Origin of the sequence: Silvania hatchlandensis, assembly GCF_025564065.1 — a bacterium.
GTDB lineage: Bacteria > Pseudomonadota > Gammaproteobacteria > Enterobacterales > Enterobacteriaceae > Enterobacter > Enterobacter hatchlandensis.
In genome coordinates this window covers 1-13,773 of record NZ_JAMGZK010000029.1, presented here as the reverse complement: position 1 = coordinate 13,773, position 13,773 = coordinate 1, and the positions used below count along the sequence as shown (strand labels likewise).

11 protein-coding genes, 1 rRNA gene and 1 pseudogene are annotated in these 13,773 nt (G+C 51.1%); 7 read left to right on the top strand and 6 right to left on the bottom strand.

The window, feature by feature from the left end:
* The first annotated feature begins 356 nt into the window (after positions 1-356).
* A complete protein-coding gene (locus M8014_RS00225; RefSeq protein ID WP_271280578.1) occupies positions 357-1,106 on the top strand; it encodes a YaaW family protein in 750 nt (249 codons plus the stop codon).
* 102 nt (positions 1,107-1,208) lie between these two features.
* A complete protein-coding gene (locus M8014_RS00220; protein ID WP_271280577.1) occupies positions 1,209-1,928 on the top strand; it encodes a DeoR family transcriptional regulator in 720 nt (239 codons plus the stop codon).
* Between the two features lie 209 nt (positions 1,929-2,137).
* Here the strand turns inward: M8014_RS00220 and M8014_RS00215 are convergent, their stop codons facing one another.
* The 4 genes and pseudogenes from M8014_RS00215 to M8014_RS00200 form a co-directional block, all read right to left on the bottom strand.
* Entirely contained in the window at positions 2,138-2,626 is a 489-nt protein-coding gene (locus M8014_RS00215; RefSeq protein ID WP_271280579.1) for a Kiwa anti-phage protein KwaB-like domain-containing protein, read from the bottom strand.
* A complete protein-coding gene (locus tag M8014_RS00210; protein ID WP_271280576.1) occupies positions 2,623-3,045 on the bottom strand; it encodes a hypothetical protein in 423 nt (140 codons plus the stop codon). The genes M8014_RS00215 and M8014_RS00210 overlap by 4 nt, the downstream gene beginning before the upstream one ends.
* Positions 3,046-3,047: 2 nt before the next feature.
* Complete coding sequence (locus tag M8014_RS00205; RefSeq protein WP_271280575.1) at positions 3,048-3,644, bottom strand: hypothetical protein; 597 nt, start codon at positions 3,642-3,644, stop codon at positions 3,048-3,050.
* Between the two features lie 362 nt (positions 3,645-4,006).
* Positions 4,007-5,631, bottom strand: a pseudogene (locus M8014_RS00200) (MltF family protein).
* 278 nt (positions 5,632-5,909) lie between these two features.
* Here M8014_RS00200 and M8014_RS00195 point away from each other — a divergent pair.
* The 5 genes from M8014_RS00195 (at position 5,910) to M8014_RS00175 (ending at position 11,649) form a co-directional block, all read left to right on the top strand.
* Complete coding sequence (locus tag M8014_RS00195) at positions 5,910-7,397, top strand: sugar ABC transporter ATP-binding protein (protein WP_271280574.1); 1,488 nt, start codon at positions 5,910-5,912, stop codon at positions 7,395-7,397.
* A complete protein-coding gene (locus M8014_RS00190; protein WP_271280573.1) occupies positions 7,378-8,361 on the top strand; it encodes an ABC transporter permease in 984 nt (327 codons plus the stop codon). Before M8014_RS00195 ends, M8014_RS00190 begins: the two co-directional genes overlap by 20 nt.
* A gap of 65 nt (positions 8,362-8,426) precedes the next feature.
* Positions 8,427-9,380 (top strand): substrate-binding domain-containing protein, encoded by a 954-nt coding sequence (locus M8014_RS00185; RefSeq protein WP_271280572.1) that lies wholly within the window; start codon positions 8,427-8,429, stop codon positions 9,378-9,380.
* A gap of 71 nt (positions 9,381-9,451) precedes the next feature.
* Positions 9,452-10,516 (top strand): sugar phosphate isomerase/epimerase family protein, encoded by a 1,065-nt coding sequence (locus tag M8014_RS00180; RefSeq protein ID WP_271280571.1) that lies wholly within the window; start codon positions 9,452-9,454, stop codon positions 10,514-10,516.
* Complete coding sequence (locus M8014_RS00175) at positions 10,513-11,649, top strand: Gfo/Idh/MocA family protein (RefSeq protein ID WP_271280570.1); 1,137 nt, start codon at positions 10,513-10,515, stop codon at positions 11,647-11,649. Before M8014_RS00180 ends, M8014_RS00175 begins: the two co-directional genes overlap by 4 nt.
* 88 nt (positions 11,650-11,737) lie before the next feature.
* On the opposite strand, the gene M8014_RS00170 is transcribed toward M8014_RS00175, so the two are convergent.
* Positions 11,738-13,438 (bottom strand): SulP family inorganic anion transporter, encoded by a 1,701-nt coding sequence (locus tag M8014_RS00170; protein ID WP_272501303.1) that lies wholly within the window; start codon positions 13,436-13,438, stop codon positions 11,738-11,740.
* Between the two features lie 248 nt (positions 13,439-13,686).
* Positions 13,687-13,773: ribosomal RNA gene (gene rrf / locus M8014_RS00165) — 5S ribosomal RNA — on the bottom strand; the annotation flags it as partial.

Genomic DNA, 13,773 nt, shown 5'->3' with positions numbered 1-13,773 from the left:
GTTGCGGAATTCTGGCGTGTGCTGTTTGCGTGGCTTCTTACTGGTTGATGCTGGTTTTGTCATGAGTCACCTCTGATTGAGAGTTTACTCACTTAGTCGCGTGTCCACTATTCGCGGGTAGGATCAGCAGCTTTCGCAGTCGGAGCTGCTCTATAACCCGGAATATGCCCGGCAGTGCGATGCCTTCGCGGATAAAGTGGAAAAGGAATGGCGTAAAAAATAACCGGAACGTGATATCCGATGAACAGAAACCTGCTTTCGGGCAGGTTTTTTTACTTTTTTCTTTTTCAGCCGGACACGCCCTGTCCGGGGACATCCTTAAACTGTCAGGTCCAATATCCGCTATGATGTGAAATATGGCTACCTACCGACACGACCCTGACCTTGAGTTTCTACGCCACTGCCATCGTGACGATCTGGATTTACTGGTTTCTGTACTTATCTGCGATCCGAAAGACGGACTGGCACGTATTACGGAAACGCTGACTTACGATCCTCAGTATAAAAAACACAAGCCCAACCATCCGCGCTACTGGGATGCCATTGCCGCCGAGGTTCAGACATTTGGCGCAAACAACTTCGCTACGCTGCTCCGCTGGGGTAAAGGGGTGCTGTACCGGGAAATTCTTACCGATGCCTGCGATAAAATGAAGGTGAACTACAACAGCAAATCCAGTGTTGAAACCATTGAAATGAATCTGTTGATGAAGATTCTGGAGAAAAGCCTTGAGAAGATGACGCCCGACCAGCTAAAGACCGTGGCGGAAGAATTGCAGACAGGCCACAGCAATCCCACGCCGGGGCTGCTAACCATGGCAATACAGGCGGGGATAAAAACATCCGGGTTTGCGGCCTATCAGATGGCACTTGTTGTAACGAATGGCGTGGCGAAAGCCTTGTTAGGCAGAGGGCTGACCGTTGCAGGAAATGCCATGCTAACACGCACCATGGGCGCTTTTGCCGGTCCCGTAGGCTGGGTGCTCAGTTCTCTCTGGCTGCTGAAAGATTTAGCCGGTCCCGCATACCGGGTGACGCTACCATCCTGTATTTTTATTGCCTACATGCGCCAGAAGCATCTTTATTCACCTGAGAATACTGACGCTTAGCAATTACATTTAAGATTTTCAGGCTTTAAAAAACTTCAGAGGGCGGACAAATCCTGTCCGCTACTGCTGGCATCATTTCCGGGCAAAATTCGGGAACGATGTATGACGCTGATAACACAAGAAAACGAACATGACAGACTGGCAACCCGCCTCTCCATCATCCTGAGCCGTTTGTTTCAGGGTGAAAAGTTGCATATCGGGACGCTGGCAGAAGAATTCGGGGTGACAACACGAACGCTGCGGAGGGATTTCAATGTCCGCCTCACGTATCTTGATATTGAACAGGCAAACGGCGTGTATCAGCTCGCCTCACATTACTTTCGTCGCCGCACGGAACGGGATATGAAAATACTGGCGAGACTACTGCATCTCGACCGTCTGTTACCCGCGATGGATGCCAAACTGCTGAGCCTTCTGCTTGACGGGGAGCACCCTTCACCCTACAGGATTATGCTACCGGAGCCGCGCCAGAAACCAACGCTGTTCGGTGATTTCAGCAGACTAACCCTCGCCATACTTAACCAGAACCAAGTGCGTATCAGAACCGACGAAAACGTCAGCCATACCGTTCATCCCTATCGTCTGCTTTGCAGCCATGCAGAGTGGTTTCTTGCCGGATGTGCTTTATCGGGCGTGTTCGTTATTTCCCTGTCCCGAATCAGGCTGGTTGAGGTCTTATCTGATATGGTCTTTGAAATAGATAGGAATTTAACTGTATTAATTGAAAGGCAAGACTTTCTTGAAGCATTACCGCACATGAATGTTATCCATGAGATAATGCGTTACGATACCACAACACTCAACCCCGCAATAAGAACATAAATTTTAACAGTATTTGCAAAGTGCATTTTATAAAAGTCATAAGTCAACTTTAATTATTCAGTTTATACAAATACCAAGGGGAGTTAAAATCGCCAATCATATATGGAATTAAAGAAGGCACATGTTTGAATTAACGTAAGGAAACAAACTTCTGATTAAATAAAAACACGTGTGGTTTACAATAAAAAACCACACGTGTTTATAAATCATCATACAGGTTGAGCATTGGGCACATCATATAAATGAGCTTGGTAATGAGACTGTAACCTGTGATCTAACAACGCCTGAAAAACATCAGGACAACATGCTTTAGTAACTATTATTTTACCATGTGGATCAAACTGAAGATTTAATCTAAAACGCTGAGCGTTTGCAACTAAACTGGCCATAAAAGCGCCGTTTTTATAATACCCTTTTTGTTGAATAGCTGATGCTCTACGTAACTGCATTGCATTATTACCTACATATTCATTAAGAGGAGCCAAGTCTGTAAACAATCCTGAAAATTCAGGCTCAACGGTAAGCGTATTAAAGTTAGTTATATGTGCTTGTTTATAGCTTAAAAGAGACTCAAAAACACCTTTTTCCTTAATAAGGATATCATTTCCTAAAACAAAAAAATCAAAACACTTTGCTATATCGAACCTGGGTGTGTCATCAATCGCAAGAGTATGCTCTTCAAATACCAACGACTTCAGTCCTTTCTTTTTTTTAGTTTTCCATGAAGCATCGGTTTTTTTATACAGTATAACGTGTCATTACCATGTACTAATTTTACTGCATAAAAATCGCAATTGTTTAGATGTTTAACATCTTGAACTTTTCGCTCAGGAGTCTGATTAGCTGAACATAATATTACCTTATCCACCTCAGTTTCATCGCTTCCTATTTTTAGTAAGCTAGCCTCATTATTTTGAGCTAACAAACCATAATCAATAACTTCTGTATATCGCAATTTTTCATTATTTATAAAAACCTTTAATTCGTTTTCTAAGTTTTCAGAAATACTAACCCAACGAGCAGAATATACAGGCAGGGTCTGTTCTATCTTCTTCCTAAAGACCCACAATGTTAAGGATGCTTCGTTAATGTTAAAATTTTCTAGTGCTTCAATCATTGTTATCCCTCTTTATTTATTACAATCACAGACTGAATATTTTGAGTCTTTGACGTACTATTAGGCTCAAGAGTTTTGTTAGATAAAACGACACCTGTGAATTCATCACCTTCATTCCCAGGGTAATAATAAGTAATTTCATACATTCGCCAATTAAGAACCACAAGCATTGGATTAAGAATAATCTGACCAGACTTATATGATAACCAAAATAACCATAGTAAAAATATCAGAAATCCTATAAATTTAGCATCCTGCATATAATCTATACTCATGAAAGATACTATATAAGGTAAAACATAATTCATCAGATCCGAGGGCGTGTGTTTTACTGTTTTTATATGTATATCTGTCCCTCCTTCTTTTGTTAACTTCAATGCAATCCACGAGAATAAAAAACATATCAAACAAAGAACGAGAAAACCGATTGAAAGCCATGGTTTTTGCAGAGGGAAATGACAATTTTCATTTAAAAAGACATTTAGACACACCTCACCCATTGCTTTTTTCTTATCAAAATCCTGAACAAGCAAAATCGTACTAAGCGGTAGATAAGAACCAAGAAATATCGCAAACGCTATAAGTAATCTTGGCCTCATATGTCTCCCCCAGTTTTATCTGCATAAAGATGAAAAGCTTATCATAGATTGTACAGTCAAAAGAGGATCTGTATCAGTATCTTTCAGAATGGTAGAACCTTGGTAGACTGACCAAAGGGAATGTCTAGACAAAAATCATACAGGGGTGTACAGAAAATACACACAAAACCGTTATCTAACATTATTCAACCAACAAAGGTAAGGTTAAGTAGACTCCCACGTGCAGTTACCAATGCTTTTAAAGCAATTTTAAAGGGATTGAAAATCCCCGTGTCCTTGGTTCGATTCCGAGTCCGGGCACCACTATTTAGAAAAACCAGCCTCAGGGCTGGTTTTTTGCTTTTTAGCGTTCTGCCCTATGCTTACTGCGCCCCGGTCTGCTGACTTTCAGACGGGATCTCAGCACCCTTTCCATCATCTAATGAAAATGACGTGTTGAAGTGGTCCGGGGCGACTTCAACGTGACCCCGTGATTCCTCCGCGTCTTTCTCTTTACGCGCGACTTCGTCCATGATGAGGCGATAGGCGATGTAGTATTTGTAGATGTTACTCACATAGGTAACGGTCTCAGCCCCGATCCGTTCAGCAGCCAGATATTCCACATTGCCAAACCAAACGTTGGGATCAAAGCCACGGGTCCTGGTTTCAGCCCGTAGCCGGGTAATGCGGCCGCGCCCGCGTTATAAGAGGCAAACGAGAAGAGCGCCTTGTCCAGACGGGTCATCGGCTCATTACCGTAGTAACTGTCTATCATCCAGCGCATATATTTCACCCCCGCATGGATGTTGGGATCCAGCTTACGGATGTCGCCCACTTTCAGTTCCTTGCCCGTACGCGGCATCACCTGCATCACGCCAATAGCACCGACATGGCTGCGGGCGGACTGGTCGAGTCGCGACTCCTGATAACCCTGGGCAGCCATCAGCAGCCAGTCTACGTCGTAGCGGTCGCCGTGCTTCCTGAATAAATAGACCATTTTCAGCAGCTTGCGACGCTCCTTCTCTGCGGCTGCGCTTTTGACATAGTCTGCGTTCTTCAGGTAGCGAAACAGCAAGGTATTGCCCAGTTTGCTGCCCTGGCCATTTTCCTTAACGAAGTCATTCAGCAGCGCGAGAAGTGCCGGGCTATTTTTGCGTACTGCCCACGCAATGCTGGCATCGTCACGCAACACAATGTTTTCGTGGATCTGAATTTTTGGAAATACCTGTTTCCAAAACTCAGCTTTATGGCGATCAACCACAATCAGCAGGATGAGTCCCGCGTTCACCATCTCGATAAGATCTTCATCTTCAAGTGATTCAGGTGCTTCTTCAAGAATAACAGGGGGAAGTGAGGCTTTTACAAAGCGTGCGTTAAGCGCTGTCAGGCTCTCGTAATAGCTCGATGAGCGGCGCACAAATACCGTTTTGCCCGAGAGTTGCTCCAGGGTGTCTACCCTGGGGGAGTAAGGGCCAGAGAGCAGCAGTTCCTGGACATTCGGATAGAGAGGGAGGGTGAAATCCACGAGTTTCAGGCGATCCGGCGTGAGGGTCAGATTTGCGGCGGCAATATCACCCCGTCCCTCGTTGAGGGCCTTGAACAGCCGATCGCGCGCCACCGGCACGAAGATAATACGTACTTTGAGATGGCGTTGTTTGAGCTTGTCCTCCTTCAGTAACCTGGCGTTGAGTTCACGTTCAAACGCCATAAACATGTCATGGGTGACACCGCGCTGGGTTCCCTTGTTGATGAAAAAGAAGGTCTTGCTGTACGTCGTCAATACGCGTATCACCCGGCGATCGAGCATCCCTGGCAGATCCCCCACCCAGGGTTTCAGCAGTTCCTCCCTGTTAACTTCGAGCGCCTCGCGCTCCTCCAGCGGAGGCTTAACGTGCTCAGACTTCGCAGGCGGTTGATTTTGCTCAGCAGAAACAGCATACGCAGGAACGACGAGCAGTAAGGCGGTGATAAGAGCGATGAAATAAAGGTGAAACGCGAGGGCATTCATGGCGAGAGACTCCGCATGGCGCATCTCTTCATTTTAGCCAACGCCAGCCCTCTCTGGCGTACTTCGACAGTATCCAGAAACTGCATTCCATCTTTGATGACGTGTTTGAAAACACAAATTTTGCGCCGCCCGGCAGAAATCATTGAGCTGACTTGCATTTTTATACCTTGTGCACTGCACTCAAACTCAGGAAACAATCAATAACACCGGGTGAGCATGATGGGGATCAGCGGCGCAGCGTGGGAGGGGATGTACCTGAATAAACAAGGAACGTCCTTGTGAGCCTCGCGATTGAATTTGTCGGGATCCGCAAAGCATTTGGCCCGGTGCGCGTGTTGCATGGGGTCAGCTTTACGCTGGCGCCGGGCAAAATATATGGCTTGTTGGGGGAAAACGGGGCCGGTAAATCGACCCTGATGAAAATTCTCTCCGGTTATGAGCAGGCCAGCGAAGGAGAGGTGCGCATTGACGGCACGGCCTGTCACTTCCGTTCTTCTCGTGATGCCGAACAAGCCGGTGTGGTACTGATCCATCAGGAATTCAACCTGGCTGAGCACCTCACGATTGCCCAAAATATTTTCCTCGGCCATGAATATAAACGGGGCTGGCTGCTGGATGAGCGCGCCATGGAAAAGGCAAGCGCGCTCCGTCTTGCCGACGTCGGCCTCAGGATCTCGCCCACTACGCTGGTCCGGCGGCTGATCGTCGCGGAGAAGCAGCTGGTCGAGATCGCTAAAGCCTTATCACGCCAGGCGCGTTTGTTAATCATGGACGAGCCCACCGCCACGCTGACCCCAGCGGAAACGGAGCGATTATTCGCGCTGATAGGCAAGCTTAAGGCAGATGGGGTCACCATCATTTACATCTCTCACAAACTTGATGAGGTTAAAGCCATAACCGATGAGGTCGTGGTGATGCGCGATGGCCGCTTTGTGACCCGCGCCGCCACCGCCGATCTTACGCGCCAGCAGATGGCGAACCTGATGGTAGGCCGTGACATGTCAGACATGTTTCCCCCCAAGCTTACACCCGCCAGAGAGGCCCCTGTGGCAATGGCCATCGACGGGCTGTCAGTACCCGGCTGGATCGACGAACTCAGCTTTAACGTGCGCGCGGGGGAGATCCTCGGCTTCGCCGGACTGGTCGGAGCCGGACGTACTGAGGCTTTTGAAGCCATCATGGGGCTGCGGCCACGCAGTGCCGGGGCGCTGACGCTGGGTGGAAAAAAAGTTCAGCCCAGGAATCCACGCGATGCCATGCGTCATGGCCTTACCTATATGCCGGAAGATCGCAAAGGTAAGGGCTTGCATATCAACCTGGGGCTGAGTGATAACCTGACGCTGATGACCCTGGAACGCTACGCCACGCCGTTACTCAATCAGCGCGCAGAGCAGGAGGCGCTTGAGCAGGCGGTAACGATCTTTGGGCTCAAAGTGGGCGATCTTAACGCCAGGGCGCGCATGCTATCCGGGGGGAATCAACAGAAACTGGTGCTGGCCAAATTCCTGCACCCGGACCCGCGCGTTATCGTGCTTGATGAACCCACTCGTGGCGTCGATGTGGGTGCCAAAAGAGACATCTATTTTTTGATTCAACGACTTGCTGCTGAAGGACGCGCCGTGATTGTCATCTCCAGCGAATTGATTGAACTGATCGGCTTGTGCCATCGCGTACTGGTGTTACGTGCGGGGCGGTTGCAGGCAGAGCTTAGCGCTGAAAAACTGAACGAAGAGGAGCTGATCACCTATGCCACCGGTACCCGCTGATCGTTTCCTGGCCTTGCGTCGCACCTGGTCGCACCTGTCGGGGCTTGGCCCGCTGATTGGGTTGATTCTGTTGTGCATCGTCGGCACTCTGCTCAACCCGGATTTTGCCACCCTCGATAACATGATGAATGTGCTGACCCGCACGGCTTTTATCGGCATCATCGCGGTGGGCATGACCTTTGTCATTATGTCCGGCGGGATCGATCTTTCGGTTGGCTCCATGGCAGCACTGATCGCAGGCTGTGTGATCCTGTTTATGAATCACTTCTCCGCTTCTCCGCTGGCTGGCGTGGTATTCGGGGCACTGTTTGCTCTGGTGCTGGGTGCCCTGTTTGGTGCTATGCATGGCGTGTTGATTACCAAAGGGCTGATCGAACCCTTTGTCGTCACTCTGGGTACCCTGGGTATCTTTCGGGCCTGCCTCACCTGGCTGGCTGATGGGGGCGCACTCACGCTTGCTGACACCCAGGCGGATATCTACAGCCCTGTCTATTATGGCAGTTTGCTCGGCGTGCCTATCCCGGTGTGGGTGTTTGCCATCGTGGCCCTGGCGGGCGGGGTGTTACTCAACCGTACCGCTTTTGGCCGCTATGCGCAGGCCATCGGATCGAACGAGCAGGTTGCTCGTTATGCCGCGATCCGCGTCGATCACATCAAAATCCTGACCTATGCGCTGCTCGGGTTATGTGTCGGCATCGCGACCTTACTGTATGTCCCGCGGCTGGGTTCCGCCACGCCGAGTACCGGACTGTTGTGGGAGCTGGAAGCGATTGCCGCCGTGGTGGTAGGCGGGACGACCCTCAAGGGAGGGGAAGGTCGCATTGTCGGTACGGTGATCGGCGCCATCCTGCTTTCCGTGATCAGTAACATTCTTAATCTCACCAGCATCATCAGCGTTTATCTCAATGCCGCCGTTCAGGGGGTGGTGATTATCATCGTCGCGTTCCTGCAGCGCGGGCGTTGAGATAGTGGTAACAGAGGAAATCCGCGGCACGCGGGCAAACCGTTAGATTAACTGGAGATAACTCGATGAATAACGTGCTTCGCATTATTGGTGCCAGTGTCCTTGCCTGCTCGCTCAATACCAGCTGGGCGGCAGAGAGTGTAACGCTGGGCGTTTCTATTCCGACGGCCACCCACAGTTTCACCTCTGGCATCGTCTGGTGGGCCAACAAGGCCAAACAGGATCTGGAGAAGGCGCACCCCGATCTCAAGGTCATCGTGAAAACGGCGGCCAACGCCCCAGAACAGGCTAACCAGCTGCAGGATCTGTTAACGGTCAACAAAATGAACACCCTGGTCATTTTCCCGTTTGAATCCGCAACGCTGACCAAGCCAGTGGCTCAGGTGAAAGATAAAGGGGTATATGTCACTGTCGTTGACAGAGGGTTAACCGACACTAAAGCCCAGGATGCTTACGTCGCCGGTGACAACACCGCATTTGGTAAACTGCCGGCCGAATATCTGGCGAAGACCATGGGTGGCAAAGGCGATCTGGTGGTCTTGCGCGGTATTCCAACCACGCTGGATAACGAGCGTTTTGACGCATTCTCTGCCGTGATCAAACAACATCCTGAGATGAAAATTCTTGATGCCAAATACGGTAACTGGAACCGGGATGATGCCTTCAAAGTGATGCAGGACTACCTCACCCGCTATAAGCATATCGATGCCGTCTGGGCTGCCGATGATGATATGGCGGTCGGCGTACTCAAGGCCATTGACCAGGCCAAACGTGATGACATCAAAATTGTCTTTGGTGGTGCAGGTGCCAAAGGGGCAATTAAAACGTTAATGGATGGAAATGATCCGCGCATCCAGGCGAACGTCTCCTATTCACCTAAGTTTATCTACGATGCGATCAAACTGACCGCAGAGGCGCGCCTGGCAGGCAAGGACCTGCCAGCCAAAACCATTATTCCTTCGGTGTTGATCACCAAAGACAATGCCAAAGATTTCTACTTCCCTGATTCACCCTTCTGAGTTTGTGTAGATGCGGGGTGGGCTGATCGCCCCGCAACCCCCACTATCACCGCGTGATGAAGGAGTTGCGCATGAAAACCATCAAAGGACCGGCGATCTTTCTTGCACAATTTATCGGTGACGACCCGCCCTTCGATACGCTGCAGGGACTGGCTGGCTGGGCCGCAGAGCTGGGATTCACCGGGGTACAGCTCCCCACGAATCACCCCCATTTGTTCGATTTGAACCAGGCGGCACACAGCCAAACCTATTGTGACGAGGTAGCCGGACAGCTGGCCGAGCATGGGCTCGTCATCACGGAGCTTTCGACTCACCTGCAAGGGCAGCTGGTGGCGGTGCACCCGGCCTATGATTCCTTGTTTGACCAATTCGCGGCCCCCGAAATGCGCGGTAAGCCGACAGCACGTACCGAGTGGGCGGTTAATCAACTGATGGCGGCGGCGAAGGCCTCTCAGCGTCTGGGATTAACAGCACATGCTACCTTTAGCGGCGCCTTTGCCTGGCCTTACCTTTACCCCTGGCCGCAGCGACCGGCAGGGCTGATTGATGAAGCCTTTGCCGAGCTGGCGCGCCGTTGGCGTCCTGTACTGGATGCGTTTGATGAGCAAGGCGTTGACGTGTGTTATGAGTTGCACCCCGGTGAAGATCTGCACGATGGGGTGACGTTCGAACGTTTTCTGGCGGCACTGGATGCGCATCCACGTGCCAATATTCTTTATGATCCCAGCCACTTCGTATTACAACAGCTTGATTATCTGGCATTTATCGACATCTATCATCAGCGAATCAAAGCGTTTCACGTGAAAGATGCGGAGTTTAGACCCACCGGCCGTCAGGGTGTGTATGGGGGATATCAGGACTGGCAGGATCGCGCAGGGCGTTTTCGCTCTCTGGGTGACGGGCAGATAGACTTTACGGCTATCTTCTCGAAGCTGACCCAGTATGACTATGCCGGCTGGGCCGTGCTGGAGTGGGAGTGTGCTCTCAAACACCCACAGAGCGGGGCTGCTGAAGGGGCGCAATTTATTCGCCAGCACATTATTCGGGTGGCAGATCATGCCTTCGATGACTTTGCCGATAGCCGCCTCGATCCGGCTCAGCTATCCACCTTACTGGGGCTGGGAGCTAAAACATGAATCGCCGTCTGCGTCTTGGCATGGTGGGAGGAGGACAAGGTGCTTTTATCGGTGCCGTACATCGACTGGCTGCCCGGCTGGACGACCGCTACGAACTGGTCGCGGCGGCCCTCTCAGGCGATCCTGGCAGAGCAGCGGCCAGCGCGGCTGAACTGAGACTGCCGCGCAGCTACAGCGATTATCGCGAAATGGCCCGGCAGGAGTCCGCCCGTCCAGACGGTATAGACGTCGTCGCTATCGTGACCCCTAATCATCTGCATGCCCCTGTGGCCACCGCTTTTCTGGAAGCCGGTATCCACGTGATCTGCGATAAACCGCTGGCGCTGACGCTCGCGGAAGGAGAGGCCCTGGCCGCGCTGGCAAAACGGCAGCAGCGGCTGTTTGCCGTGACCCACACCTATAGCGGTTACCCGATGGTACGCCATGCTCGCGCCCTGGTGGCGGCGGGTGAGCTCGGCGAGCTGCGTTATGTGCAGGTGGAGTATCTTCAGGACTGGCTGGCAGAACCGCTGGAGGCCAGCGGTAATCGTCAGGCGGCCTGGCGCACCGACCCCGCCCGATCCGGTCAGGCCGGTTGTCTGGGTGATATCGGCACCCATGCCTGGCAGCTCGCCGCCTTTGTCAGCGGCCAGTTGCCGGAGACGCTCAGCGCCGAGCTACACACCTTTGTACCCGGCAGACGGGTTGATGATCATGTTCAGGTCTGGATGCGTTATTCCAATGGGGCCCGGGGTGCACTGGTCGCAAGTCAGGTCGCCAGTGGCGAGGAAAACCGCCTGGTACTGCGCATATACGGCTCCCGTGCCAGTTTAGTTTTCAGTCAGGAGGAACCGAACCAGCTGTGGTTTACCCCACTTGCGGGTCAGGCCCAGCGGCTAACCCGGGGGCGTAGCCTGAGTCCGGCAGCAACGCATGCCACCCGTGTACCAGCCGGTCATCCTGAGGGTTATCTGGAGGCGTTCGCTCAGCTGTATACCGATGCCGCATTGCGCATTCATGCCATGCAGGCGGGAGTTCCTCCCCCGACGGAGACGGACGATCTTCCCTGTGTGGGAGAGGGAGTGAACGGCATGCGTTTTATTGAAGCAGTGCTGGACAGTCATCGTGCAGGGGGGGCCTGGATACCCTTATAAATCCAACACCGGCCCTGTCTTACAAAGACAGGGCCCTGGGAACATTCGTGGCCACTCCCTTCTGATCGAGGGGATTCTGTTTCCCACATCAGGTTAGCTCAACATCCCCTTGTTCCCCCTCATTCATACTCTCTGTGCTGTGAATGAGTCGGATCGCCAGATAGAGGTCTGGCACCAGAATCATGTCATCATCTTTCATTGTGGGCCGACTTTCCTTAAACCAGCGTGTTAATTCCGTTTTCCGGCCCGCAAGAATTAACGTAATCTGTCGGCTTTTCAGGTCACGCTTTAACTCATTAATAGTTGCTAAGACGCTGATATCTTGATGGGTAAAGCAGGCAACGGCATCAATTACCACCCACTTCGGTTGTCGCGCTGCACCATCGACTAAATTCAATACACGGCGTTTGAAATAAGCCACATTAAAATAGGTCAGCGGTGAGTTAAATCGATACATCAGCACGCCGGGGATCATTTTTATATCAGTGGTGTTGCCTAACGAGTGGATCATTCCATGTTCGTCCGTTCCTAACAAATGCTCAGAAGGACGAAAGACCGTGCGCAGGAACTGCAGCAGGCCAAGTAACACCGCAAGACCGATCCCCTGGATAACGCCGATAATTAAAACGCAGACGAACGTGAAACAGGCCAGGCGAAAAGCGTGCTTATTTCTTCGCCTCAGGCTCCATAGCCCGCGTAAATCAATCAATGACCAGGAGGCATAAATTAAAACAATCCCTAATGCAGATACCGGGATGTATTGTAATGGCTGGGTGAAAAACAGCACAACGATGCCAATGATGACGGCGGCGACAACGGAAACCAGCTGGCTTTTCCCACCACTGGAATCATTAACCGCAGTCCGGGAATCGGCGCCACTAATAGCAAACCCCTGAGATAAGCCCGACATAAGATTCGCCAGACCCAGCGCTCTGAACTCAGCATCGGCATTAATGTCATAGCCATTTTTCGCAGCGAAACTGCGAGCGGTCAGCATCAGGCTGACAAAACTGACCAGCGCCAGGTTCAGCGCAGGGATCACTAAATCACGCATCAGAGCAGGCTGGAACGATCCCCAGTGAACGACGGGTAATCCAGACTGGAAGCCAACGCCACCAATAGTGGCAATACCATACTGTTGCGCCGATGTGGCCCATACCAGTGCCGTAGTGATCACAATGGCAACCAACGGGGCTGGCCAATGTCTGCGAAACGTTTTGATCGCCATTAAAATCACTAACGTTAAAACGGATATCCCGAAGGTTAATAAATGGCCTTCTGAAATTCGTCCTGGCAGAGCAATGATTTTCTCGATGACCTGCTCTTCATTAAGCTGGATCCCAAAAACCTTGCCTAATTGCCCGACGATAATCGTCACGGCAACGCCGTTAAGTAAACCTGTCAGAATGGGATGGGAAAGCAGATCGGCCAGTGCCCCAAGGCGAAATTTACTGGCCAGCAGGCACCATCCTCCCATCATCAATGTCATGACAATCGTCAGTTGCCAGTGAAGTTCGGGGTTTCCGGCGGACAGAGGAACCACAACGGCCGCAATGACCGCACAGGTCGTTGCATCAGGGCCAACAATAAGCTGACGGGAAGAACCAAACAGCGCATACGCGATCATCGGCAAAACGCAGGAATACAGCCCTACGATAGCCCCTACACCTGCCAACTCAGCATAAGCAATAGCCACCGGAAGTGCGACGGCAGCCACGGACAAACCAGCCTTAATGTCTTGTTTTAGCCAGCTTTTCTCGTACGATAATAAGTTTTTCAACCCTGGCATGTAGTTTAATAAAACGTTTCCAGACACGTTCTTCTCCGCATATCTCCTCACTTAGAGATAAAGATACACGGTACCGTCGCGGTCGATCCTGATATTTTCGGGGTAAAACAGGAAACCTAAACGACGAACTCAGCATCATTTAAAGCGATTCAGGCTGGAAAAATGCCATACGGAACTGTATTTTTTCCTGCAAAAACGAAAACGCAAGAAGCCCTGTACGTCAGTACAGGGCTTCTTACTTGTTTGATGCCTGGCAGTTCCCTACTCTCGCATGGGGAGACCCCACACTACCATCGGCGCTACGGCGTTTCACTTCTGAGTTCGGCATGGGGTCA

What these genes read in the sequence shown, in the direction of transcription:
- M8014_RS00225 (WP_271280578.1), top strand. Translation starts at nt 357, where the DNA reads ATGGCTACCTACCGACACGACCCTGACCTTGAGTTTCTACGCCACTGC.
- M8014_RS00220 (WP_271280577.1), top strand. Translation starts at nt 1,209, where the DNA reads ATGACGCTGATAACACAAGAAAACGAACATGACAGACTGGCAACCCGC.
- M8014_RS00210 (WP_271280576.1), bottom strand. Translation starts at nt 3,045, where the DNA reads ATGATTGAAGCACTAGAAAATTTTAACATTAACGAAGCATCCTTAACA.
- M8014_RS00205 (WP_271280575.1), bottom strand. Translation starts at nt 3,644, where the DNA reads ATGAGGCCAAGATTACTTATAGCGTTTGCGATATTTCTTGGTTCTTAT.
- M8014_RS00190 (WP_271280573.1), top strand. Translation starts at nt 7,378, where the DNA reads ATGCCACCGGTACCCGCTGATCGTTTCCTGGCCTTGCGTCGCACCTGG.
- M8014_RS00185 (WP_271280572.1), top strand. Translation starts at nt 8,427, where the DNA reads ATGAATAACGTGCTTCGCATTATTGGTGCCAGTGTCCTTGCCTGCTCG.
- M8014_RS00180 (WP_271280571.1), top strand. Translation starts at nt 9,452, where the DNA reads ATGAAAACCATCAAAGGACCGGCGATCTTTCTTGCACAATTTATCGGT.
- M8014_RS00175 (WP_271280570.1), top strand. Translation starts at nt 10,513, where the DNA reads ATGAATCGCCGTCTGCGTCTTGGCATGGTGGGAGGAGGACAAGGTGCT.
- M8014_RS00170 (WP_272501303.1), bottom strand. Translation starts at nt 13,438, where the DNA reads ATGCCAGGGTTGAAAAACTTATTATCGTACGAGAAAAGCTGGCTAAAA.